Source organism: Rhodanobacter sp. FW106-HT46G03 (assembly GCF_058789895.1).
On sequence record NZ_JBYTCC010000001.1, the window covers coordinates 1,029,380 to 1,052,919 of the forward strand.

General features: G+C 67.3%; 25 protein-coding genes. 13 read left to right on the forward strand and 12 right to left on the reverse strand.

Features of this window, described 5'->3' with window-relative positions; all coding sequences use genetic code 11:
- Positions 1-3 precede the first annotated feature (3 nt).
- Positions 4-897, forward strand: a complete 894-nt coding sequence (locus tag AC3WP6_RS04295) for a glycosyltransferase family 2 protein (RefSeq protein WP_492626559.1) — start codon at positions 4-6, stop codon at positions 895-897.
- Entirely contained in the window at positions 894-1,796 is a 903-nt protein-coding gene (locus tag AC3WP6_RS04300) for a DMT family transporter (RefSeq protein WP_492626560.1), read from the forward strand. Before AC3WP6_RS04295 ends, AC3WP6_RS04300 begins: the two co-directional genes overlap by 4 nt.
- Here AC3WP6_RS04300 and AC3WP6_RS04305 read toward each other — a convergent pair.
- The 4 genes from AC3WP6_RS04305 to AC3WP6_RS04320 form a co-directional block, all read right to left on the reverse strand.
- Positions 1,781-2,308 carry a DUF2127 domain-containing protein gene (locus AC3WP6_RS04305; protein WP_492626561.1) on the reverse strand — a complete coding sequence of 176 codons (528 nt, stop codon included), beginning with the start codon at positions 2,306-2,308 and terminating at the stop codon, positions 1,781-1,783. The genes AC3WP6_RS04300 and AC3WP6_RS04305 overlap by 16 nt on opposite strands.
- A gap of 59 nt (positions 2,309-2,367) precedes the next feature.
- On the reverse strand, positions 2,368-4,482 hold the full coding sequence (locus AC3WP6_RS04310; protein WP_492626562.1) for a putative bifunctional diguanylate cyclase/phosphodiesterase: 2,115 nt from the start codon (positions 4,480-4,482) through the stop codon (positions 2,368-2,370).
- 280 nt (positions 4,483-4,762) lie between these two features.
- Complete coding sequence (locus AC3WP6_RS04315) at positions 4,763-4,957, reverse strand: YbdD/YjiX family protein (protein WP_492626563.1); 195 nt, start codon at positions 4,955-4,957, stop codon at positions 4,763-4,765.
- 10 nt (positions 4,958-4,967) lie between these two features.
- Positions 4,968-7,022 (reverse strand): carbon starvation CstA family protein, encoded by a 2,055-nt coding sequence (locus AC3WP6_RS04320; protein ID WP_492628631.1) that lies wholly within the window; start codon positions 7,020-7,022, stop codon positions 4,968-4,970.
- Between the two features lie 202 nt (positions 7,023-7,224).
- Here AC3WP6_RS04320 and def point away from each other — a divergent pair, with 202 nt between their 5' ends.
- From def to AC3WP6_RS04335, 3 genes are all read left to right on the forward strand, one after another.
- Positions 7,225-7,761 carry a peptide deformylase gene (def, locus tag AC3WP6_RS04325; protein WP_492626564.1) on the forward strand — a complete coding sequence of 179 codons (537 nt, stop codon included), beginning with the start codon at positions 7,225-7,227 and terminating at the stop codon, positions 7,759-7,761.
- A 168-nt stretch (positions 7,762-7,929) separates the two neighbouring features.
- Positions 7,930-8,304: a hypothetical protein gene (locus AC3WP6_RS04330; protein ID WP_492626565.1), complete on the forward strand. Its 375-nt coding sequence runs from the start codon at positions 7,930-7,932 to the stop codon at positions 8,302-8,304.
- 304 nt (positions 8,305-8,608) lie between these two features.
- Positions 8,609-8,851 carry a hypothetical protein gene (locus AC3WP6_RS04335; RefSeq protein ID WP_492626566.1) on the forward strand — a complete coding sequence of 81 codons (243 nt, stop codon included), beginning with the start codon at positions 8,609-8,611 and terminating at the stop codon, positions 8,849-8,851.
- Positions 8,852-8,875: 24 nt separating this feature from the next.
- Here the strand turns inward: AC3WP6_RS04335 and hemE are convergent, their stop codons facing one another.
- From hemE to AC3WP6_RS04355, 4 genes are all read right to left on the reverse strand, one after another.
- Complete coding sequence (hemE, locus tag AC3WP6_RS04340) at positions 8,876-9,946, reverse strand: uroporphyrinogen decarboxylase (RefSeq protein WP_492626567.1); 1,071 nt, start codon at positions 9,944-9,946, stop codon at positions 8,876-8,878.
- A gap of 2 nt (positions 9,947-9,948) precedes the next feature.
- Positions 9,949-10,209, reverse strand: coding sequence for a WGR domain-containing protein (locus AC3WP6_RS04345; RefSeq protein ID WP_492626568.1), 261 nt, complete (start codon positions 10,207-10,209; stop codon positions 9,949-9,951).
- 104 nt (positions 10,210-10,313) lie between these two features.
- The gene (aroB, locus tag AC3WP6_RS04350) at positions 10,314-11,414 is read right to left on the reverse strand and encodes a 3-dehydroquinate synthase (RefSeq protein ID WP_492626569.1); all 1,101 of its coding nucleotides are present in this window, start codon (positions 11,412-11,414) and stop codon (positions 10,314-10,316) included.
- The gene (locus AC3WP6_RS04355; RefSeq protein WP_492626570.1) at positions 11,411-11,959 is read right to left on the reverse strand and encodes a shikimate kinase; all 549 of its coding nucleotides are present in this window, start codon (positions 11,957-11,959) and stop codon (positions 11,411-11,413) included. The genes aroB and AC3WP6_RS04355 overlap by 4 nt, the downstream gene beginning before the upstream one ends.
- 28 nt (positions 11,960-11,987) lie before the next feature.
- On the opposite strand from AC3WP6_RS04355, the gene AC3WP6_RS04360 reads away from it, so the two are divergent.
- Both AC3WP6_RS04360 and AC3WP6_RS04365 read left to right on the forward strand, forming a co-directional pair.
- The gene (locus AC3WP6_RS04360; RefSeq protein WP_492626571.1) at positions 11,988-12,821 is read left to right on the forward strand and encodes an NAD-dependent epimerase/dehydratase family protein; all 834 of its coding nucleotides are present in this window, start codon (positions 11,988-11,990) and stop codon (positions 12,819-12,821) included.
- A 23-nt stretch (positions 12,822-12,844) separates the two neighbouring features.
- Positions 12,845-13,195 carry a YbjQ family protein gene (locus tag AC3WP6_RS04365; RefSeq protein WP_492626572.1) on the forward strand — a complete coding sequence of 117 codons (351 nt, stop codon included), beginning with the start codon at positions 12,845-12,847 and terminating at the stop codon, positions 13,193-13,195.
- Between the two features lie 15 nt (positions 13,196-13,210).
- Here AC3WP6_RS04365 and AC3WP6_RS04370 read toward each other — a convergent pair whose 3' ends face one another.
- A complete protein-coding gene (locus tag AC3WP6_RS04370; RefSeq protein WP_492626573.1) occupies positions 13,211-14,050 on the reverse strand; it encodes a kinase in 840 nt (279 codons plus the stop codon).
- Positions 14,051-14,185: 135 nt separating this feature from the next.
- On the opposite strand from AC3WP6_RS04370, the gene pdxH reads away from it, so the two are divergent.
- Positions 14,186-14,773: a pyridoxamine 5'-phosphate oxidase gene (pdxH, locus tag AC3WP6_RS04375; RefSeq protein WP_492626574.1), complete on the forward strand. Its 588-nt coding sequence runs from the start codon at positions 14,186-14,188 to the stop codon at positions 14,771-14,773.
- A gap of 27 nt (positions 14,774-14,800) precedes the next feature.
- Here the strand turns inward: pdxH and AC3WP6_RS04380 are convergent, their stop codons facing one another.
- Positions 14,801-16,465, reverse strand: a complete 1,665-nt coding sequence (locus AC3WP6_RS04380; protein ID WP_492626575.1) for an APC family permease — start codon at positions 16,463-16,465, stop codon at positions 14,801-14,803.
- Positions 16,466-16,660: 195 nt separating this feature from the next.
- Positions 16,661-18,043, reverse strand: a complete 1,383-nt coding sequence (locus AC3WP6_RS04385; RefSeq protein WP_492626576.1) for an L-serine ammonia-lyase — start codon at positions 18,041-18,043, stop codon at positions 16,661-16,663.
- A gap of 72 nt (positions 18,044-18,115) precedes the next feature.
- Here AC3WP6_RS04385 and AC3WP6_RS04390 point away from each other — a divergent pair, with 72 nt between their 5' ends.
- Complete coding sequence (locus tag AC3WP6_RS04390; RefSeq protein WP_492626577.1) at positions 18,116-18,349, forward strand: glutaredoxin family protein; 234 nt, start codon at positions 18,116-18,118, stop codon at positions 18,347-18,349.
- On the opposite strand, the gene AC3WP6_RS04395 is transcribed toward AC3WP6_RS04390, so the two are convergent.
- Positions 18,336-19,322: a mitochondrial fission ELM1 family protein gene (locus AC3WP6_RS04395; RefSeq protein WP_492626578.1), complete on the reverse strand. Its 987-nt coding sequence runs from the start codon at positions 19,320-19,322 to the stop codon at positions 18,336-18,338. The genes AC3WP6_RS04390 and AC3WP6_RS04395 overlap by 14 nt on opposite strands.
- A 157-nt stretch (positions 19,323-19,479) precedes the next feature.
- Between AC3WP6_RS04395 and AC3WP6_RS04400 the strand changes: the two genes are divergently transcribed.
- From AC3WP6_RS04400 to AC3WP6_RS04415, 4 genes are all read left to right on the forward strand, one after another.
- Positions 19,480-20,064, forward strand: a complete 585-nt coding sequence (locus tag AC3WP6_RS04400) for a YceI family protein (RefSeq protein ID WP_492626579.1) — start codon at positions 19,480-19,482, stop codon at positions 20,062-20,064.
- 98 nt (positions 20,065-20,162) lie between these two features.
- The gene (locus AC3WP6_RS04405; protein WP_492626580.1) at positions 20,163-20,417 is read left to right on the forward strand and encodes a zinc-finger domain-containing protein; all 255 of its coding nucleotides are present in this window, start codon (positions 20,163-20,165) and stop codon (positions 20,415-20,417) included.
- A gap of 94 nt (positions 20,418-20,511) precedes the next feature.
- On the forward strand, positions 20,512-21,639 hold the full coding sequence (locus AC3WP6_RS04410) for a glycosyltransferase (protein ID WP_492626581.1): 1,128 nt from the start codon (positions 20,512-20,514) through the stop codon (positions 21,637-21,639).
- Between the two features lie 39 nt (positions 21,640-21,678).
- Entirely contained in the window at positions 21,679-22,941 is a 1,263-nt protein-coding gene (locus AC3WP6_RS04415; RefSeq protein ID WP_492626582.1) for an O-antigen ligase family protein, read from the forward strand.
- Positions 22,942-23,540 lie beyond the last annotated feature (599 nt).

The following is a 23,540-nucleotide window of genomic DNA, read 5'->3' on the forward strand; positions in this document are numbered from 1 at the left end:
ATCATGCAAGACATAGTGAATACGCTGTTTGCTGTCCCCGCACTGGATCTCAGCGTGGTCGTGGTTTCCGCCGACAGCGGGCCACGCCTGCGCGAATGCGTGCGCGATGTGCTGGCCTGCACCACGCCGCTGGAGCTGATCCTGGTCGACAACGGCTCGACCGATGGCGTGCCTGAGGCACTGGCCCGCGCGCATCAGCTCGACCCGCGTTTTCACTTCGTGCGGAACCACGCCAACCTCGGGTTTGGCGCGGCGGTGAACCGCGGCGAGCAGGATGCCGGCGGCCAGTGGCTGTTGATCCTCAACCCGGATTGCCTGATCGACCAGGCCAGCCTCGATGCGTTGCTGGCGATTGCGCGCGGCACGCCTCAGCTGGGCCTGCTCGGCGCGGTGGTGTGCGATCCGCAGGGGCGGCCCGATCCCGCCTCGTATCGGCGTGATCCATTGCTGTCGCGGGCGCTGCGCAGCTTGTTCGGGTGGGCCGGGCAACGCATCGAGATGGGCCGCATGCCGGAGCAGACGGTGGAGGCCGAGGCGGTGTCCGGCGCCTTGATGCTGCTGCCGCGGCACCTGTTCCAGCGGCTCAATGGCTTTGACACCGGGTATTTCCTGCATTGCGAAGATCTCGACCTGTGCCGCCGCGTGCGCGATGCCGGTTGGCGCGTGATGCTGGCCGGCGCGGTGCGTGTGGTGCACGCCAAAGGCACGTCGAGCCGGCATCGGCCGATCTTCGTCAGTCGATACAAGCATCGCGGCATGTGGCGCTGGTTTCGCAAGTTCGATCCGGCGGCGCGCTGGCCGCTGATTGCGCAGGTCGTGTGGCTCGGCATCTGGGCGCACTTTCTGCTGCAGATTCCCGGCCTGCTCCTGCGCCGCACACGGAGCGACGAAACATGAGCAGCCACCGCGCCGCCACCCTGGCGACGGCAGGGCTTCTGGTGATGACCGCGGTGTGGGGCTCGACGTTCTTCATGATCAAGGACGTCGTGGCGCGCATGCCGGTGGCGGATTTCCTTGCCGTGCGTTTTGCGATTGCCGCGGCAGCGATGCTGATGGTGTTTCCGCGCCACGTGGGGCGGCTCGGCCGTCGCGGGCTGGTGCGTGGTCTGGCGCTTGGCGGCCTCTACGGTGTGGCGCAGTTGCTGCAAACCTGGGGGCTGACCCTGATCGCGCCGAGCGTGAGCGGGTTTGTCACCGGCATGTACGTGGTGCTGACGCCGCTGCTCGCCACGGTGTTGTTGCGTCAGCGCCTGACCGGCGCGGTGTGGCTGGCGGTGGCGCTGGCCACGCTCGGGCTGGGTGTGATCTCGCTCAATGGCGTGACAGTGAACGCCGGCGTGTGGCTGACGCTGCTGTCGGCGGGGTGTTACGCGCTGCACATCGTGTTGATGGGCCAGTGGTCGCGGCCGGGCGAGGCGATGGGGCTGTCAGCGGTGCAAATGGCGGCGATTGCGCTGCTGTGCCTCATGGCCACCTGGCCGCATGGCGGGCCGATGTTGCCGCCCGATCCAGCGGCGTGGCTGGCGGTGCTGTACATGGCGATCTTTGCCGGCGCCGGGGCAATGGCGATGCAGACCTGGGCGCAGGCACGCCTGCCGGCCACGCGCGCGGCCATCGTGATGACCACCGAGCCGGTCTTTGCCGCCGCGTTTGCCGTGGCGTTCGGCAGCGATGTGCTCGGCTGGCGCGTGGTGCTCGGCGGTGCGCTGGTGCTGGCGGCGATGTACGTGGTGGAGCTCGCGCCGCGCCGAAGCCCGGCGCTGGCGGCCGAGCCGATGCATCACGAAGTGGGCTGATGCCGCATCCGGCGGGCGCGCGTCTGCAGCGCAATGCGCAGCAGATATCCCAGGATGGCGATGTTGCCGATCAGCACGGCGAGTTTCAGCCATCCAAAGCGATAGACGGTTTCGTACAGCTCGATCGGGATCAGCGAGGCCGTGGCAATCACGGTGAACCACTCGGCCCAGTACTTGCCGGCGAGCAGGCCGACGCCTTCGATGCCGAACAGCACGGCGTAGCCCAGCGCCACGGCGCCGAGGGCCTCGAAATGACTGGGCCCAAAGGCCTGCAGGGCATGCACCAGCGTGCCGCTCGAACCGCCGGCAAGCGACAGGTGTTCGAGCCAGCGCAGGAATTGTTCGAAGCGTTGCGGCTGATCGAGCCGGAACGCAGCCACCGCCACCAGCAGCAGACATGCGGTCTTGGCGACCTCGTAGATCGCGATGATGCGCAGACCGGTGCGGTTGGGTTGCGTTGGATCCGTGCGATCCGCCGGCAACGCCGCGAGAGTGGCTTCAGGTTCGATCATGGGGGATGCTCAAGCCGCCAATTGTCGCAACGCCCGGATGAACCGCGGCGAAGAGGCGATCAGCCGCGGCCGCGCGGTGCCAGCCACGCCTCGAACTGGGCCGCGCTCAGTGCCGGGCTGACCAGGTGCCCTTGCAACACGTCGCAGCCCAGGCGTTCGAGGATGGCGCGTTGCTCCGGGGTTTCCACCCCTTCGGCGATGGTCAGCATGCCCAGTCGATGGCCGACGTCGATGATGAAACCCACCAGCGGGTTGGGGGAGGCCGATTGCAACGAAGTGACAAAGGAAAGGTCGATCTTGAGCTCGTCGAGCGGCAACTGCTGCAAGTAGGAGAGCGAGGAGTAGCCGGTACCGAAATCATCGAGCGACAACCGGAACCCGGCGGCCGACAGCATGCCCAATGCCTGACGCGCGGCTTCGAAATCGGCCAGCAACGCGCTTTCGGTGAGCTCCAACGTCAGCGCTGTGGGTGCTACGCCAGTCGCCCGCACCGTGGCCGCCAGCTTGCGGGTGAATGTCGGGTTGGCCAGTTGCAGCGGGCTCACGTTGACCGACAACTGGCGGCCGAACGCGACACCGCGTTGCTGCCAATCGGCAATGTGGCGGCAAGCGGCGGCCATGACCCAGTTGCCGATGGCGTGGATTTGCCCGGTTTCCTCGGCAATCGGGATGAATGTCGAGGGCAGCACCTCGCCCAGCTCGGGGTGCTGCCAGCGCAGCAGCGTTTCCGCGCCGACCAGGTGGCCGTCGAGATCGACTTGCGGCTGGAAACGCAGCGCCAGCTCGCGGCGCTCGATCGCGATGCGCAGGCCGCGTTCGAGTTCCAGCCGCAGGTCGGCGGCGCGCTGCATTTGCGGCTCGAACTGGCGGATCGCATGGCGCCCGGCACCCTTGGCGCGATACAACGCAATGTCGGCGCGGCGCAGGATGTCGGCCATCTGCATGCCTGCCTCGGGGAAGGTGGCGACGCCGATGCTGGCGCTCACCGGCAGCTGTCGGCGGTCGACCGTGAGCGGCGGCACCAGGGCGTCCAGCAGGCGTTGCGCCACCTGTCTGCCACCTTCGCCGGCGCGGGCGATGCCGTCGGCATGGTTGTCCAGCAGCACCACGAATTCGTCGCCGCCGAGGCGCGCCACGGTGGCGTTTTCCGGCACCGTGGCCAGCAGGCGGTCGGTGATCGCCTGCAACACGCGGTCGCCGGTCACGTGGCCAAGCGAATCGTTGATGGTCTTGAAATTGTCGAGATCCAGGATCAGCAACGCGCCGAACTGGCCATTTTGTTCGGCCGCGGCGAGTGATTCGCGCAACAGCTGTTGCAGACGCAAGCGGTTCGGCAGGTCGGTGAGCGCGTCATGCCACGCGGCATGGTGCAGCTCCAGCTCGGTTTCGATCCGCGTGGTGGCTTCGCGCCGCAACTCCTCGGTGGCGCTCTCGAGCTGCGCCGTGCGGGTGTGCATCTGGCCGACCAGCGAGAAACTCATCAGCAGCACGAACGAGAGAAACGCGAAGGTGTCGGCGGCCGGATAAGGCAGCCCAAGCGTATCCACCGCCAGCATTGTCCACGCCACCGCCGCGAATTCCAGCAGCAGGCAAACCAGCAGCATCGCCGCGCGCAGCCGTTCGCCGGCCCGGAACTGGCGCACGCTGGCGTACAGCGCCCAGGCGAACACGGCATAGCTGAACCCGTAGAAGAGGCGGCCGCTGAACGAGCGCACGCCATCCAGCACGTACAGCGATTCGCCCCAGGGCAATACGAGGCGTGCGCCCGCCTGCAGGTGGGCGTCGAGTACGGTGAACGGGGCGACGAGATTGATCCAGAACAGCGCGGCTGCGAGCAGCAGCGCTAGGCCGAAAGACAGGCGGGGCAAACGCTGGCCGGTGTAGTGCGCAACGAAGCTCAACAACAGCGGAAGCGCCACCAGCGCAGTGCCGGCCGCCACCCGCAACGACAACACCGCAGCGTCCAGCGTGGATGCGGCGTACCCGCTGGCGCGGGCGCCGGAGATCACGGCAGCGCACACGCACAAGAGGGCAAACACCAGCGGTGTGCGGTCGCTTTTCTGGCGCATGCCCACCAGCAAAAACTGGATGCCGGCGGCAAATGCCACCGCCGCCGTCGCCAGCAGCGCCGCAGTGAAGTAGCCAAAGACGACGGGGGTGGTTACATCCTGCATGGAACTTCGGCCGTGTGGACGGCGCCGTGCGCCGATCCGGAAACAAAAAACCCCGCCGGCGGGTAACGCCAGCGGGATTGCTTGGTTGCGTACGGTCCAGAGGACTGACCGGCGGGGTGTACCCGTACCGGCCGGTACAGGTCGCCCCATTAGGCTGCTTGTCAGACCACCGCACGCGGCCGGTGTGCGGCAGCGGCCGCCCGAGTTGTGACGTGGTTCGGGCAACCCCGCAGGGACCAGTTCCTATGAATCCTGAATCACGGCTCCTGAACCCCGGCCATCAGCAGCAGCGGCCGCCACCACCCTTGTAGCGCGCTTCGGTGCGTTCACGGTAGAACTCGGCGTAGCTTGGCACCGTGCGCTCCGGGTGATGGCTGTGCAGGTGCTGCACGTAGACGTCGTAATCGGGTACGCCGCAGCACAGACGGGCGGTTTGCACCGCCCATTTGCGCAGGGCTGCGAAATGCTGATTCATCACGACCTCCTTACGGCGTCGCCACGTCGGCCAGGGCCACATACGGTTCTTCGTGTGCGGTCGGGTGATTGGTCTGCCACGCGCGCACGATGGCGCGCAGGCAGAACAGCGTCATGGCCACCACCAACGCCATGAACAACGCGGTCATCACCATGTCCACGCGGTTGTTGGTGACGATCTGCTGCATTGCGGCCGCGCTCTTGGCCGGTGCGAGCAGTTCGCCAGTGGCCATGGCGGTGGCGTATTTGTTCGCCGCCGCGGTGAAGCTGATCGGTCCGACCAGTTTCTCGTAGCCCGCGGCCATCGTGCAGATCAAGAGCCACACGGCCGGAATGCCCGGCACCCACACGAAGCGTTCGCGCTTGAGTTTCACCACCACCAGCGTGGCCAGCATCAGCGCGATCGCCGCCAGCATCTGGTTGGCAATGCCGAACAACGGCCACAAGGTGTTGATGCCGCCCAGCGGATCGACCGCGCCCTGGTAGAGGAAATACCCCCACAGCAGCACGCACACCGCGGTGGCCAGAAGGTTGCCGGTCCACGACTCGGTGGCCTGCAGCGGCTTGTGGATGAGGCCGGCGATCTCCTGGATCATGAAGCGACCGACGCGGGTGCCGGCGTCCACCGTGGTCAGGATGAACAGCGCTTCAAACAGGATCGCGTAGTGGTACCAGAACGCGATCATGCCTTCGCCCGGCAGGATGTTGTGCAGCAGTTGCGCCATGCCGACCGCCAGCGTCGGTGCGCCACCGGCGCGCGCCAAAATGCTCTGCTCGCCGACTTCGTGCGCGGTCTGCAGCAGCTCGTCCGGGGTCACCACAAAGCCCCATTGGCTGATGGTTTCCGCCGCCTGCTGCACGGTGGTGCCGATGATGGCGGTGGGCGAGTTCATGGCGAAATACACGCCGGGGTGCAGCGAGGCCGCGGCGATCAGCGCCATGATCGCCACGAACGCTTCGCACAGCATGCCGCCGTAGCCGACCAGTCGCGCCTGGCCCTCATTCGCCAGGAGTTTCGGCGTGGTGCCCGAGGCAATGATCGAGTGCCAGCCGGAGACCGCGCCGCAGGCGATGGTGATGAACAGGAACGGGAACAGGTTGCCGGCGAACACCGGGCCAGTACCGTCGATGAACTTGGTGACCGCCGGCATTTGCAGCGCCGGTGCCGCCAGGATGATCGCCAGCGCCAGCAGGCCGATGGTGCCGATCTTGAGGAAGGTGGAGAGGTAATCGCGCGGCGCCAGCAGCAGCCATACCGGCAGCACCGAGGCGCAGAAACCGTAGCCGATCAGCCACCAGGCAAGCGCCTTCGCATCGAGGTCGAAGATCGGCGCTAGTACGGCCGACTCGGCAATGAACCGCCCGCCCCAGATCGAGGCCAGCAGCAGCGCCAGGCCAAACACCGACACTTCGAGGATCTTGCCCGGCCGGAACCAGCGCAGATAGCCACCCATCAGCAGCGCGATGGGAATGGTCGCCGCCACGGTGAACGTGCCCCACGGGCTGTGCGTGAGCGCCTTCACTACCACCAGCGCCAGCACCGCCAGCACGATCATCATCAGCACCAGCACGCCGATCATCGCGACCAGGCCGGGGAATGGCCCGAGCTCCTCGCGCAGCATGTGGCCGAGCGAGCGGCCGTCGCGGCGCAGCGAGAGGCCGAGGATCATGAAATCCTGTACCGCGCCGGCAAACACCACGCCGAACAGGATCCACAGGGTGCCGGGCAGATACCCCATCTGCGCCGCCAGCACCGGGCCGACCAGCGGGCCGGCACCGGCAATCGCCGCGAAGTGGTGGCCGAACACCACCCACTTTTCGGTGGGCACGTAATCCAGCCCGTCGTTGCGCAGCACCGAGGGCGGCGCGCGCGTGGGGTCGAGCTTCAGCACCGAGTGCTCGACGAATTTGCCGTAGAAGCGGTAGCCGATCGCAAAGATCGAGATCGACGCCGCCACCAGCCAGATCGCGTTGATCGGCTCGCCGCGGCGCAAGGCCACCACGCCGAGGCAAAACGCGCCGATGATGGCCAACGCCGTCCAGGCGATCTTCGCCGCCGGGCTCAGGTTGGGGCGAATGACAGCAGCTTGCATGCGAACTCTCCCGTAAAGTCTTACAAGGGTCTCGCCCGACGTGGTGCAGGGTCAATGCAAAACCCCTTGTGCTTTGGTCGAATTGTCTTGCGCAAGGTCACGTTGTGGAGGCTCTACGCCGGCATCATGTATCGCTGGTTAGCGTTCGAGGGCTTGGGACATCGAGGAGGTTCCGATGATTCGCGAAATCCTGAAGATGGGTGATCCGCGTTTGTTGCGGGTGGCGCCGCCGGTGCCGGACAAGCTGCTCGGCAGCGTCGAGCTTGAGGCGTTGATCGCCGACATGTTCGAGACCATGCACGCCGCCGATGGCGTCGGCCTGGCCGCGCCGCAGATCGGTGTCGACCTGCAGCTCGTCATCTTCGGCTTCGAGCATTCCGACCGTTATCCCGATGCACCGGAAGTGCCCCAGACGATCCTCGTGAACCCGCACGTCACGCCGCTCTCGCAAGACATGGAAACCGGCTGGGAAGGCTGCCTGTCGGTGCCCGGCCTGCGTGGCGCCGTGAGCCGCTACACCTTGATCCGCTACCAGGGCGTGGATCCGCACGGGGCGCCGATCAACCGCACGGCGTCCGGCTTTCACGCACGCGTCGTGCAACACGAGTGCGACCACCTCATCGGCCGGTTGTACCCCTCGCGAATCACCGATTTCAGCCAATTCGGTTATGTCGACGTGCTGTTTCCCGAGGGCGACCACAACGTACAGTGACGCTGGCTAAAGTGTGCGCCATGGCCGCCGATACAGGGGCATGAGCACTTGTACCAACCTCACTGCCAGCCACGTCGCTCCGTGCTGCCTTGCGTGGCGCAAGGGGGCGGTTGTGGTGCGCGGGCGCATGTCGACCGGTCATGCCCCGGCCGCTACGCAGGAGCGTCCATGGACATGAGTCGAATGCGCACGCCGACTCCGAGCAACATCGTGGACTGGAGCAATCCGGATCTGCAGAAACTGCTCGCAAAAACCACCGACTGGGGGCTCGACAACCGCGGCGTGTACGCGCCGGTGGCCTGCGAGCTGCACGTTGGCTGGGGCGCGGGTGCCGGCCGCGATGCCACGCTGGTGTATGAACACAACGGTGTGCTGGTGGTGGAAACGACGTTCGCCATCCCGCAGGGCGAGAACGTGCGCGTGGATCGCATCCGCGGCGGCGCACTACGCTCGACCTGGGGAGTGGTGGCCGACGGCCGCCAAGGCAACCGCGTGGAGGACCAGGCCAACGGCACCTGGGTGCACTGGATCCATCCGCGCTGAGCTGCTGGGTACCAGCCAGCCGGCATGCGAGATGGGGCATTCGGGGTTCGGCAAGGCGCGTGCGTGCGTCCCCGATCTGAACCGACTTGCAGCACATTGACAGATCGGGTTTCCGCCCGACAGGCTGTACGCGAAGCGCTTGGTGGAGTTGAATTCCGACCCGTAGGAGTGTGTACGGGTGACTTCGCGCGACGGATGAGCAGGCCCCCCGCAAGGGGCGTTGACGTGCGTCAATTGCCCGCGTGCGGCCCCGCAGGCATCATGACGGGCTGGCGTGTGCCAGAGACGCAGCAGGATTCATCCCATGCAGTTCCAACTTTCCGGCCGACACCACGACGTGGATGCCATCACCAGCGCCATGCGCTCGCTTGATGCCGGTGCCAAGGTCATGCTCGATCCGGCGCGCAACCACCTCAAAGTGTTCGCCAGCGCCAGCGCTGAGCAGATCGTGGTCAAGCTGCGCGAACTGGGTTGCGATGCGCAACCGTTTGCGCGGGATCTCGCCGGTGGCGGCGGTTGCGGCAGCGACGGTTGCGATTGCGGCTGATCGCGGCGAGGGCTGCGCGGCGTCTCAAGCGCCGCGCAGCGTGCGCCCGTAGGCGTGCACCTCGTCGACCAGCACGCGCACGTTTTCAGGGTCGACTTCCGGCGTGACGCCGTGGCCCAGGTTGAACACGTGGCCGGTGGGTTCACCGTAGCCGTCCATCACCGCGCGTGCCTCGCGGCGGATCACTTCCGGCGTGGCACGCAGGGTCGCGGGGTCGAGATTGCCCTGCAGCGCCACCTGGCTGTTCACCGCCTTGCGCGCATCGGCAAGGTCGATCGTCCAGTCGACGCCGAGCGCGGCGCAACCGGTAGCGGCCATGGCTGCCAGGCTGGCGTTTGCGCCCTTGGAAAACAGGATCACCGGCAACTCGCGCGAGCGGGTGTCGGCCTTGAGCGCGGCCACGATCTGCGCGAGGTGGCGCAGCGAAAACTCGCGAAACGCCGCAGGTCCGAGCATGCCGCCCCAGCTGTCGAAGATCATCAACGCCTGCGCCCCGGCGGCGGCTTGCGCCACGAGATACGTCGCCACGCTGCGCGCCAGCACGTCGAGCAACTGGTGCGCCAGCGCGGGCTCGTTCCAGCACAGCGTTTTCAGCCGCGCGAAGTCGCGCGAGCCGCCTCCCTCGACCATGTAGCAGGCCAGCGTCCACGGACTGCCGGCGAAGCCGATCAGCGGCACGCGACCGGCCAGCTCGTTGCGGATCAGCCGCACCGCATCCGTCACGTAACGCAGCTCGCCGTCCATGTCGGGCACCGCGAGTCGCGCAATATCGGCAGCGTTGCGTACCGGGCGCGCAAACTGCGGGCCTTCGCCGTGCGCGAACGAGAGCCCAAGGCCCATGGCATCCGGGATGGTGAGGATGTCCGAAAACAGGATAGCGGCGTCTAGCTCGAAGCGGTCGAGGGGTTGCAGCGTCACCTCGCACGCCAACTCGGGGTGCTGGGCCAGGGCCAGGAAGCTGCCGGCGCGCTCGCGCGTGGCGCGGTATTCGGGCAGGTAGCGCCCGGCTTGGCGCATCAGCCAGATCGGCGTGGTGTCGGTGGGCTCGCGGCGCAGTGCGCGCAGCAGGCGGTCGTTGCGGAGGGGAGTGGTCATTTTCAGCGTCCGTAGGGGCCGTCCATGCCCTGCGCAAACATCACCCGAAAGCCGCGCTTGAGTTGCGCGTCGCGGGTTTTCTCGAAAGCCGCCAGCGCAGCGTCGCGCTCCAGAAACTGCTCGCGCCGCAACGTGGCCTTGCCGCCTTCGTGGCCGGTTTCGCGATACAGCGTCCAGCCGCCGAGCAGATCCTGCTCGAGGCTGATCTGGACGTAGCGTGGCGGCTCGGCGTTGCCGGGCAGATTTTGCAGATAAAGGCGCATGGCTCGTCAGGCGTAGGACCAGTGCCGGCAATGCGCCGACCCGGATAGTTTACAGGTGCGTTGGTGCGGGCGGGCCCGGTTTGCAGCGGGCCCGACGTCGCAGCTCATGCCGCGGTGATCGCCTCGTGCAGCACGGCGAGCACGTCGGTTTCGGCGATGCCGTTGACGATTTCACAGCCGCCGATGCCGTGCCACAACACCAGGCGCAGCTGGCCGGCGAGGTTTTTCTTGTCCAGCCGCATGGCGGCCAGCAAGGCATCAGGTGGCATGCCGGGCGGTACGGTCACCGGCAGGCCAAGCCTGGCCAGCAGGCGGCGCAGGCGTTCCGTGTCGGCGCCCTGGCTCATGCCGAGGCGTTCGGACAGGCGTGCCTCGAGCAGCATGCCGATCGCCACGCCTTCGCCGTGCAGCAGCGTGGTGTAGTGGCCGACGGTTTCCAGCGCGTGGCCAAAGGTGTGGCCGAAGTTGAGCAGCGCGCGTTCGCCGTGCTCGGTCTCGTCGCGCGCCACCACGCCGGCCTTGTAGCGCACCTTGCGCGCGATCGCCGCGATCACCGCGGCGGCGTCCTGCGCGTTCAACGCATCGACGTGCGTTTCGAGCCAGGCGAAAAATGCCTCGTCGCCGATCGCGGCGCCCTTCACGACCTCGGCAAGGCCCGCGCGGTATTCGCGCACCGGCAGCGTTGCCAGGGTGTCGATGTCGGCGACGACGGCGCGCGGCTGGTGGAACGCGCCGACGAGATTTTTGCCGGCGGGCAGGTTCACGCCGGTCTTGCCCCCGACCGAGGAATCCACCATCGCCAGGAGCGTGGTCGGCATCTGGATGAAGTCGATGCCGCGCATCCAGCAGGCGGCGGCAAAACCGGCCAGGTCGCCCACCACGCCGCCGCCCAGCGCGAGCACGCAGGCATCGCGCGTGGCACCGAGTGCGGCCAGCGCGCCGAGCGCGTGTTCGACGTTGGCGAAGCTCTTGTGCGCTTCGCCGTCGCCGATCAGGTGTTGCGACCAGCGCAGCCCATCGAGTCCACGTGTGACGCGGTCGAGATAGAGCGGCGCCACCGTGGTGTTACTCACCACCAGCACGTGGCGGCCGCGCAGCCGCGCACGCCAGCGCTCGGCGTCGCCCAGCAGGCCGCGGCCGATCCATACCGGATAGCTGCGCGCGCCAAGGCTGACATCGATGGTAAGGGGCGAAGGTGAATTCATGGGACCACTCGTAATGGCGTGCTGCGCCGCCAATGGCGATCGAGCAGCACGATGGCGTGGGTGAACGAGGCGCTGACGCCGTGGGCAGCCGGCAGGATCAAGTCGGCGATGCCGCGGTACAGCGGGTCGCGTGCGGCCGCCATTGCAGTGAGGCGCGCATGGCGGTCGGCGCCGGCCAGCAGCGGTCGTTGGTTGTCGTGGGCAAGGCGCGCGAGTTGCTGGTCGATGCCGGCTTGTACCCACAGCACGTAACCGCGTGCGGCCAGTGTTGCCCGGTTGGCCGGGGCGAGCACGGCCCCGGCGCCGGTTGCCAGCAGCACCTCGTTGCCGGCGGCGTATTCGGTCAGCAGTGCCGATTCGCGCTGCCGGAAACCGGCTTCGCCTTCGATCTCGAACACGGTGGCCACATCGGCGCCGGTATGCTCCTCGATCGCACGATCGAGGTCGATGAAAGACAGGCCATAATGCGCAGCGAGACGGCGGCCGAGCGAGGTCTTGCCGGCGCCGGTCGGACCAATCAGGAACAGGTTGCGCGACGGATTCATGGCGCGGACTTTAGCAGCAGGTGATTGGATGGCTGAACGAATCTTGCTTGCCGGTTGTGGCGACCTCGGCCTGCGCGTGGCCACGTTGTTGCTCGCGCAGGGCGCCGCCGTGTGGGCGTTGCGGCGCCAGCCGCCGGCGAAGGCGCCGCAAGGCTTGCGTTGGGTGGGTGCCGACCTGACCGCACCGCACACCTGGTCGAGTTTGCCGGGCGGCATTACGCGCCTGGTGTACCTACCGGCGCCGGATATGCGCGACCGCGCGGCGTATCGCGCGTTGTTCGTGGATGGCTTTCGCCACCTGCTCGATGCACTCGACGCCAAGGTGCTCAAGCGGGTGCTGATGGTCTCGTCCAGCGCGGTGTACGGCGAGCATGACGACGACTGGGTCGATGAGGACACGCCGCCGGCACCGCTGGGTTTCAACGGCGCGATCCTGCGCGAAGCCGAACAGATGCTGGCGGCGCGCGCGGTGCCCGGGGTGGTGTTGCGCCTTGCGGGCCTGTACGGGCCGGGACGCCTGCAATTGATCGAACGCCTGCGTGCCGGCGCGGTGCGGGTGCCGCGCGAGGCGCCGCATTGGGCCAACCGCATCCACGTCGATGATGCCGCTGCGGCGATCGTGCACCTGCTCGGCTTGCCCAAACCGCAGCCGCTGTATGTCGGAGTCGACGACACCCCGCTGCCGCTCGACGAGCTGTACGACTTTCTCGCGCAACTGGTGGATGCGCCAGCACCGCGCGAAGGCCCGCCGCCGGCCGGCATCGGCAGCAAACGCCTGTCCAACGCGCGTTTGCGCGCGAGTGGCTGGGCGCCGCAATGGCCGGATGCGCGCGACGGCTACGCCGCGTTGCTGGATACTTGAGCGCCCATCAGCGGAGCAAGCGCATGGCCAATCTTCCGATTTCCCACGGCATGGTCACCACCGGCAACGAGCTGCACGGCCACCGCGTCACGCGCACGCTCGGCATCGTGCGCGGCATCACCGTGCGCTCGCGCAGCGTCGTCGGCAACCTCGGCGCTGCCCTGCAAACCCTGGTGGGCGGCAACATCACGATCTACACCGAGTTGTGCGAGAAGGCGCGCGAAGAGGCCTTCGAGCTGATGCTGCAACATGCCGCCGAGATGGGTGCGAACGCGGTGCTGACGATGCGCTATGACGCCAACGATGTGGCTGAAGGCGTCACCGAAGTGCTGGCCTACGGCACCGCCGTGCAGGTCGAGCCGGTCGCTGGCTGAAGCTCCGGCAAGCTCTCAGGCGTGGGTGAGCCCGATCATGTGGCGGTCGTCGTCGTACTCGACGACGCTGTCGGCGAGCGCGGGCAAGGTGGCCAGCGCGTGCCGGCTCAAGCGCTCGAAGTGTTGCAGGAAACGCGCGAGTGTCGGCGCATCCATGGCCAGCGGCGCGTGCCGCGCGATCAGTGCCTGCTCGGTTTCGCCGCGCCAGCGGCGCACCACATTCCAGCTTGGCGCCTGCAGCACGATCAACGCGTCGAACTTGCGCCACAGCGGCTGATAGCCGCGCAGCTGCTTGTTGACCCAATGTCGCCAGCGGCCATCGATGTCTTCGCGGCGCTCCAGCTCGTTCACCGGCGTTTCCAGTGCGGACTGCAGCTGCGGGCGAACGCCGAGCGCCCAGCCTTCGACGATGACCAGTTGTGGTGGCCGCGCCACGCGTGGCCAACGCGAGGGGGGCAGGCGCGTGTCGCGTCCCTTGTCGAACCGCGGCCAGGATACCGGCAGGCGTTCCGAGGCCTGCGGCAGTGCGGCCAGCACCGACAGCAGCAGTTCGATTTCGTGGGTACCCGGCACGCCGCGCGTGCGCAGCAGCGGGTGGATTTCCTGCGCCATCATTTCGCGCTCGGAGCGCGAATAGTAGAAGTCGTCCAGCGACAGTACCTCGGTAGCCCAGCCGCGTGCTTCGGCCTGGGTGCGCATTTCGCGCGCCAGCGTGCTTTTGCCACTGCCCTGCAGGCCGGACAGGCCAAGGATGTAGGGCCGTTTCGAGCGTGCGATGCGCCCGGCGTACTGATCCAGCAGATGCCCCGCCAGCGAAGCGTTGGGCGCGGCGATGCGCGGCTTGGGCGTACTCATCGGCGGCGATCCGCTTCGGGCGGATGCAGTCGGCTGCGGACGCAGGCCGGGTGGCGGGTTACGTTAAGATTTGCCGGATTCATTCGCGTCATGATGCCGCGAGCGCGCCACGATTCAAGGAAAAGTTTCAGCCCCATGCTCAATCCCGATATTTTGCAGACCTTTCGCCAGCTGCTCGAGGAGGCCAAGGCCTCTGGCGACACTGAGCCCACCGCGATGAACCTGGCCACCATCGACGCCGACGGCCGGGTGGCCTCGCGCATCGTCCTGCTCAAGGGTGTGGACGAGCGCGGTTTTCGCTTTCACACCAATTACGACAGCGACAAGGGCTCCCAGCTTGTGGCCCATCCGCAGGCGGCGCTGTGTTTTCACTGGAAACGCGTGCGGCACGGCGTGCAAGTGCGGGTGGAAGGCACTGCGCGCAAACTGCAGCCGGAAGAGTCCGACGCCTACTTTGCGACCCGCCCGCACGGTAGCCAGATCGGTGCGTGGGCTTCGCTGCAATCGCAGACCCTGCCGGATCGGCACGCATTTGAGGAACGCATCGCGCGCTACGAACACGAGTTCGACGGCCACGAGGTGCCGCGTCCACCACACTGGGGCGGGTTTCTGATCGAGCCGGACACGGTCGAGTTCTGGTACGGCGCCGAGTTCCGCCTGCACGAGCGCGTGCGCTGGAATCGGCACGGGCAAACCTGGACCAGCCGCCTGCTTTATCCGTAAGCATCCAGGCCGCGCGCCGACGGGCCATCAGCGCCCAGTCAGGCGTTCGGCCGATGCCTCGTCCGGCGGCACCAGCGGCGCATCGGGGTCGGCCATTGCAGCCAGTTCCGCGGCTTCCACCGACGGCGTGCGCCAACCGCATTTCACGCCCCACAGGTAGAAGCCGAAACCGACGATGGCGACCACGACGAGATCCCAGCCGTAGGAAAGGTAGCCCTTGCCACCGAACGTGGTGCTGCCGGCCCAGGACAGCAGCGCAATCGTGGGCAGGTAGGCGATCATCCACCATGCGCCGTTGAGCTGGCGGCGAAAATCGCGCCAGTGATCCTTCGCCTGGTAGTACAGGTACACCGGCAGCGCGACCACCATCAGCAGGATGATTTCGCCGGTCAACGGCCATTTGGCCCAGTACAGCAGTTCGGTCGACATCACGAAGCCGATTGCCGCCAGTACCGGCAGACCGCGCAGGCGCAACGGGCGCTTGAGGCCAGGCGCGGTGCGTCGCAGCGTCATCGCGCTGACCGGGCCGGTGAGGTAGGAAATGATCGTCGCCACCGAGATCACCGCGGCCAGCGTGCCCCAGCCGCGGAAAAAGAACAGGAACAGGAACGACACCGCAAGGTTCACCCACATTGCCGCGCGCGGCACACCCCATTTCGGATGCACGGTGCCGAGGATCTTCGGCAAGGTGCCGTTGCGCTCCATGCCGTAGAGCATGCGTGCGGTGGTGGCGGTGTAGGTCATGCCGGTGCCGCTGGGGCTGATGACGGCGTCGATGAACAGCAGCGTCGCCAGCCAGTGCAGGCCCAGGATGATCGCCAGGTCGGCAAACGGCGAAGAGAAGTCGATGCCATGCCAGCCAATGTTCGCCAGCATCTCGCGCGGCACCGCGCCGATGAAGGCGATCTGCAGCAACACGTAGATGCCGGTGGCCAGCAGGATCGAGGTGACGATCGCGAACGGGATGCTCTTGCCGGGGTTCTTCGCTTCGCCGGCGAGGTTCACCGGGCTCTGGAAACCGTTGAAGCTGAACACGATGCCGGCAATCGCCACCGCCGTCAGCACCGAGGCGAAGTCGGTCGCGTGCGGCTCGCCGTGGATGCCGACGCTGAAGTTTTCCGGGTGGAAACCGCTCGCCATCAGCAGCAGTGCGGTGGCGGTCGGGATGATGAGCTTGAACAGCGTGATCGCGGTGTTGGAACGCGCGTACAGCTTCACGCTCCAGTAGTTCATCAGGAAATAGACGACGACCAGCGCCGCGGCGATGCCGAGGCCGATCGCGCTGAGCTCGCCGTGCCCGCCCGGCGCCTGATGGTAGAGATCCTTCGCCCACTGCCATTTCCACGAGGACATGTACTGCGCCGAAGCCTCGGCCTCGACCGAGATCACCGACACGATCGCGATCCAGTTCGCCCACGCGGCGATGAATCCCACCAACGAGCCGTGCGAGTAGTGCCCGTAGCGCACCATGCCGCCGGATTCCGGGAACATCGCGCCCAGCTCGGCGTACGAGAGCGCAATGGCGAGAATGATCGCCGCGCCGATCACCCACGCCCACACCGCCCCCGGCCCGGCGATCTGCGCGGCGCGCCACGCGCCGAACAGCCAGCCCGAGCCGATGATCGATCCCAGGCCGGTCAGCATCAGGTCGAACGGCTTGACGTCGCGCCGGATCGCATTGGTTGCGGGCATCGAAGACTCCTGCACTACGCAAAAAGAACGTCATGGTCGCAAACGCGACCATTGGCTGTCACGCCCCACAGGTCACGGGTGGCCATGGCCGAGGTTTCCGGTGCTCCGCTCGCACCCGCCGCCAGCCCAAGCCGATCATGCTCGCCGAGCTGCGCTTTTCCGTATTCCGAATCCCCAATTCCGCATCCCGGCCGGTCAGCACTCAATCACATTCACCGCCAGCCCGCCGCGCGAGGTTTCCTTGTATTTGTCTTTCATGTCGCGGCCGGTGTCGCGCATGGTCTTGATCACCTTGTCGAGGCTGACGCGGTGTTTGCCGTCGCTTTTGAGCGACATGCGGGAAGCGTTGATGGCTTTTACCGAACCCATGGCGTTGCGCTCGATGCAGGGGATCTGCACCAGGCCGCCGATCGGGTCGCAGGTGAGGCCGAGGTTGTGTTCCATGCCGATTTCGGCGGCGTTTTCCACTTGCCAGATGCTGCCGCCGAGCGCGGCGGTGAGGCCGCCGGCGGCCATCGAGCAGGCCACGCCCACCTCGCCCTGGCAGCCGACTTCGGCACCGGAAAGCGAGGCGTTCTCCTTGTACAGGATGCCGATCGCCGCTGCGGTCAGCAGGTATTCGGCGATGCCGGTCTCGTCCGCCTTCGGGCAGAAGCGCAGGTAGTAGTGGCCCACCGCCGGAATGATGCCGGCGGCGCCGTTGGTCGGGGCGGTGACCACGCGGCCGCCGGCGGCATTTTCCTCATTGGTGGCGAGCGCGTAGAGGTTCACCCAGTCGAGGATGGTGAGCGGGTCCTTGAGCGCGGCTTCCGGCTGGCTGCGCAGTTCTTCGGCCATCGCCGGCGCGCGGCGCGTCACGTGCAGGCCGCCGGGCAGGGTGCCGGGCGAGCGCAGGCCGCGTGCGACGCAGTCGGCCATTGCCTGCCAGATTTTCATGAGCCCGGCGCGGGTTTCCGCCTCGCTGCGCCACACGCCCTCATTGGCAAGCATCAGCTGCGCGATGGTGATGCCGTGGCGTTCGCATTGCGCGAGCAGCTCGTCGCCGGTCGAAAACGGGTAGGGCTGCGCCGTGGTGTCGGCCACGATGCGGTCTTCCGCCGCCTCGTCGTGGTTGACCACGAAGCCGCCGCCGACCGAGTAGTAGTCGCGCGTGGCGAGCTGGGTGCCGTCGGCGGCGTAGGCGGAAAAGCGCATGCCGTTGGTGTGGAACGGCAGCTTTTGCCGCTTGTTGAAGACGAGGTCGCGTTTTTCGTCGAACTCGATTTCGTGCTTGCCGAGCAGACGGATGTGGCCGGATTCCCGGATCTGCGCGAGTGCCGCGGGGATGCCGTCGGGGTCGACGCTGTCCGGATGTTCGCCGGTGAAGCCAAGCAGCACCGCCTTGTCGGTACCGTGGCCGCGGCCGGTCATGGCGAGCGAGCCGTACAGTTCGGCGCGCACGCGGGCGACGCGGGCCAGCACGCCTTTTTCGTCGAGCCAGTGTTCGGTGAAACGCGCGGCGGCGCGCATCGGGCCGACGGTGTGCGACGAGGAGGGGCCGATACCGATCTTGAACAGATCGAAGACGCTGACTGCCATGGCGTGGGCTGCGTGGAGAGAGGGCCGCTATTCTACGGGGCGCCCCTCTTTTGCCTCGGTGCGCCGCAGCACATGTCCGGTCTTGTCCTCTATCAGCGCGATTACTGCCACTTGTGCGACCTGGCGCTCGCCGTCATGGCGGAAGCACGCACCCCCGAGTTTGAAAGCCAGTGGATCGACGACGCGCCAGAGCTCGAAGCGCGCTATGGCACCCGCGTGCCGGTGCTGCGCGACAACGATAGCGGCCGCGAGCTGGATTGGCCGTTCGATGCGGCAGCGGTACGGGTGTTCCTCAGCGCGGGGTGATGCCGTCTGCGGCGGCCATCCGTTCGCGCACCTGGCGTGCGATGTCGGCGGTTTCGCGCAGCGGCGGCTGGCGCAGCGGCGCGTCGTCGTCCAGGTCATGCAGCAGGTGCTGCGCGCGCAGGGCCTGATGGAATCGTTGCAGCTTCGCTGGCATGGTTGATGTGGGGAACGTGTGTACTGCACAACCGACGGCGCAGGCCTCGCTCAGCATGTTGACCGAATCCGGCGTCGCCACCAGCCGGTCGGCCCAGCCGAGTACGCCGGGGTAGGGGTTGCGGCCATCGTCCGGGCCGGACCACAGCATGCCGGGAATGCTGGCAAGGGCGTGGCGGAAGACCGCCACCATGTCCGCGCTCGTGCGGCGCGAACGCAGCACGAACAGGCTGCCACCTTCGCGCCGCTGGCGGGCGGCAAGCCGGGCCACCAGGGTTTGCGCGTAGGCGCTGTCCATGGCGAGCCCGCTGCGCGGGCCACCAAGCAGCACGCCCACGCGCGGCTGTGGCAGTTCGGCCAGGCCGGGATTGGCCTCGCGCCCGGCGGCCAGCCATGCGTCGTCCACCGGGTTGAGTGAACCGAGCGGGGTCAGCACGTTGGCGCCGGTCAACTGGTCGTGGCGTGGCGCAATGACAATGTTCCAGTGTACCGGGTCGATGCGCGGGTCGAGGATCTGCACGGTGTGGCAGCGCCCGTGGGTGAGGCGGCCAAGCATGCGGGTGAACAGGGAGGCGGCGCGGCCGCAGCCGATGGCCAGCCGTGGCCATGGGGGGGCGAACAACGCGCGTTGCTCGCGCGACAGGACCCACGCGCCGCCGATCGCGAAGCGCGGCGCCAGCCACGACCACGGCGCGCGCGGTTCGAGTTGCAGATGGCGGGCCGGCAAGTCCATGCGCTCGGCCAGGGCCAGCGCCTGGCGCTGGTTGCCGGTGGCAAAGTCGGTAATGACCCAGCACTCGTCGCGAAGCAGGACGCTCATGGCTGGTGGCGCAGAATTGGTGTGGTTGCGTGCACGCTGCGTTGCCCCTGCGTGGATTTCGGCGGTGCGGCCATGCCGATAGACTGGCCGCTCGCTTGTGGTCGCGGTGTCAGCAGAGGATACCGGCGGCCAGCCCTTTTTCCCGTGGAGATCCCCCATGCGCGTGTTTTCCAGCCTGCTGCTTGCCGGCCTGCTTGGTGTGGCGACGGTCGCCCAGGCCAACCCGGTCACCTACCAGCTCGATCCCAACCACACCATGGTGTTGTTCAGCTGGAGCCACTTTGACTACTCCCATCCCACCGCCGACCTCGGTCTGGCGCAGGGCACGGTGACGTTCGATGAACAGCACCCGGCGGCGTCCAGCGTCGAGGTCACGTTGCCGCTGTCCAAGCTCGACACCCATGTGCCGGCGCTCGACGAGCACCTGAAGAAGACCGACTTTTTTGACGCGGCAAAGTACCCCACCGTCACGTTCAAGAGCACCAGGGTGGAGCCGGTCGACGCCAGGCATTTCAAGGTCACCGGCAACCTCACCATCCACGGGGTGACCCGGCCGATCACCCTGGACGCCGTGCTCAACCGCGTTGGCCCGCATCCGATGAACCAGCAACCGGCAATCGGATTTGATGCCACGGCCACGCTCAAGCGCTCCGATTTCGGCATGGGCATGATGGTGCCGATGGTGGGGGACGAGGTGCAGGTGCGCATCACCACCGAAGGCTCGGTGCCGAAGGCAAAGTGAAGCGGGCCGCCGTCGACCCGTGGCAGCGCGGGTCGGCAGGCGGCAGTTGCCGGGCAGGCTGCTAACATGGCGCCTGTCCTGTTTCGATCGGAGCTTCCATGTCCGTCCCTGCCACTCGGGCCGACGCCCAGCAACTGGTCAAGAAGGTGCATGAGCCGCTGACCCACGTGGGTGCGGGTCACACCTGCGCCCAAAAACGTTACGAAGTGACGCGCGCCGACCTGCCGTTGTCGTGTCCGATGCCCGGCATGTCGCTGTGGAATGCGCATCCCAAAATTTATTTGCCGATCGTCGACGACGGTGGCGAGACCGTTTGTCCTTATTGTGCCTCGCGTTACGTCCTGACCGACTGACGCGTCATGTCGTTCGGGGCCTGGACGGCATCAATCTTGCTTCGGCTTCCACATGAAGCTCTTGCACCAGGATGCAGGCCCACAGACGGGAACCATGTCCGGTAGCACTTCGCCACCGTTGCGGCTGACCGTCGTTCAGCTGATCCCCGCGTTGCGCTCCGGCGGCGCCGAGCGCTCGACGCTGGAGGTTGCGCGCGCGCTGGTGCAGGCCGGTCATCGCTCGGTGGTGATTTCCGCGGGGGGACGGTTGGTGGAGCGCCTGCTGGCCGAAGGCAGCGAGCACATCACGCTCGACATCGGGCAAAAATCGCTGACCACGCTGGCGCGCTTGCCGCGTTTGCGCCGCACGCTGCGCGAGCTTCGACCCGACATCGTGCACGCACGCTCGCGGTTGCCGGCATGGCTGGGCTGGTGGGCCCTCAAGGGCCTGCGGCCGCGGCCGCATTTCGTCACCACCGTGCACGGGCTCAACTCGCCGGGGCGTTACAGCTCGATCCTGTTGCGCGGTGAGCGCGTGGTCGTGGTGTCGCAAACCCTGCGCGACTACGTGCTCGGCCATTACCCGATGCTGGAACCCAACCGGGTGCGGGTGATACCGCGCGGCATCGACCCCGACGCGTTCCCCTATGGCTACCGCCCGGACGAATCCTGGCGCCGGGCGTTTTTGGCGGAATACCCGCAGTTGGCAGGGGCGCCCTTGCTCACGCTGCCTGGGCGCGGCACGCGGCTCAAGGGGCACCGCGACGCGATCGAGCTCCTGGCCGACCTCAAGCGGCGCGGCATCGACGCCCGGCTGCTGTTGCTCGGCGCGATCGAACCTGGGCGCGAGGCCTACATTGCCGAGTTGCGCGCATTGATTGCCGAGCGCGGGCTGGGCACGCAGGTGGTGCTGACGCCCCCGCGCAGCGATGTGCGCGACGTCTATGCGGTGTCCAGCTTGATCCTGCAGTTGTCGAACAAGCCCGAGTCGTTCGGGCGCACCGTGGTTGAAGCGCTTTCCCTGTGTCGGCCCGTGCTTGGTTACGCGCACGGTGGCGTCGGCGAGCTGCTGGCCGAGCTGTATCCCGCCGGGCGGGTGCCGCTGGGGGATCGGGAACGGCTGGTGGAACGTGCGGCCGAGTTGTTGCGGGTGGCACCGCCGATCCCGATGCTGCAGTCCTACCGGCTGCGCGACATGCAGGACGCCGTGCTGGCGTTGTACGCGGATGTTGCCACCGCCTGAGCGCTTATGATGCGTGCGGTCGCCTGGACGGCATCGCGCATGATTACCCTTGTTGATCGCATGAAGGCCGCCTTGCGGTCGCCGCTGTGGCCGTTCTGGCTGGTGGTGGCCCTGCTGCCGTTTGGGCGCAGCAGCGAGCTGGGCACCTTGCTGTGCACCCTGGTGCTGGCGGCCGATTTCGTGCGGCGTCGGCGTGCCTGGGCGTGGCCGCGCGGGGCCAGCCTGCTGCTGGCACTCTTGGCGGGGTACTTTCTGGCGGCGTTGGCTTCCGCGCCGCATTCGTTGGCGCCGGGCAAGAGCTGGGGCACGGTCGCGGCCCTGTTGCGGTATCTGCCGCTGGGCGTGTATGCGTGTCTCGTGGTGGATCGCGAATCGCGCTTGGCTGCGCTGTATGTGGCGGTGGCCGCCGTCCTGGCGCTGTGGGTGGGCGACGCCTGGGTGCAGGGGTTCACCGGCTGGAGCCTTGGCGGGCCCGCGCAGCCGGATCGCCTGACCGGCATTTTCGGGGCGAGCAACCCCAAGTTTGGGCCGACGCTCGCCGTGCTTTCGCCGTTTGCGTTGTGGGCCGCACAGCGGCGCTGGGGGCGCCCGGGGCTGGCGGTGGCGTGGCTCCTGATGCTGGGTCCGGTGCTGCTCGCTGGTTCGCGTGCCGCGTGGTTGTGCTACGGCCTGGTGGCGCTCGCGTGTGCGTGGCGCGTGGCGCCCTCCCGGCAACGGTTTGTGGCGTATCTGGGTGCCGCAGCGTTGGCCCTGGCGTTGGCTGCCGCGGTGGCGTGGCAAACCTCGGCCCCGTTCGAGGCGCGCATGGCGCGCACGCTGGACGCTTTGCAGGGCACGCGCAGCGGGCTGGATGCCGCGCTCACCGGTCGGCTCGATATCTGGCACGACAGCCTGAAGATGATCGCTGCGCACCCGTGGACCGGCGTCGGCGTGCGCGCGTTCCGCTATGCCTATCCGCGATTTGCGCCGACGCAGGACCACTTCCTCATCGCCGAGCCCTGCGGCGCCGGCCAGGGAGCGTGCCATGCACACCAGATCGTGCTGGAAATCCTGACTGAAACCGGTGCACTGGGGCTGGTGCTGTGGCTCGTGGCGCTGGCCATTGCGGTGCGCGCGTGGCGGCGCGCGGGTGCGCAGGCACGTGAACGCGCCTGGCCGGTGACGCTGGCACTGGGCGTGATGGTGTTTCCGTTCAACACCCACCTGGCGTTCTACTCCGCGTGGTGGGGCCTGCTGTTCGCGTGGCTGCTGGCATTGTGGTGCGCTGCACTCAAGTTGGCGCAGCAGCCCACACGAGAGTGAACGTGGGCCTCAGCCTGCGCGGGCGGCAGGACAGTTCGAGGGCGTCAGGCAACCAGCGGGTGGCGACAACGCGCAGTGCCTCGCGCTTGCGAAATGCACTGCGATGCTTGTGTCGACCCGGGCAATGTCGCGCACCGCGTTGCGCCTGGCGGACACCGTGAGTTCGCCTTCGTGGCTGCGGCCAGTTGGGCGGCGCAGCTCGATGCCCAGTCTCTTGCCGTCCTTCGGGGTCAGCGTGCCGACTGCTGCGCGACCGGCGGGAGCATGCGAGCGGGAGGTGCGTCAGTACCAAGGTGTAGTGGCTGCGGATGATGGCGTAGCCAGCGGCAGCGCCAAGCCTGCGGCTGATGTAGGCGTGTCGGGGCGTTCGACCAGGCGCGGGTCGTGGGCCAGCATGGCGTGCATGCGCGGCGTCTCGTACGCAAAAGCCGGTCACGCCGCATGCAGAGGCCCGCCGGCGCAGGCTGCGCCGCGCGTATTTCAAGGTGTAGAAACCGCGCGTGGCGGACGCACTGCGCCGAGCGGTGCGATCCTGCATCGACGTAAGGAAGTGCTGCATGAATGTGTCGTGGGGGGACGAGGGCGCGCACGGTGTTTCC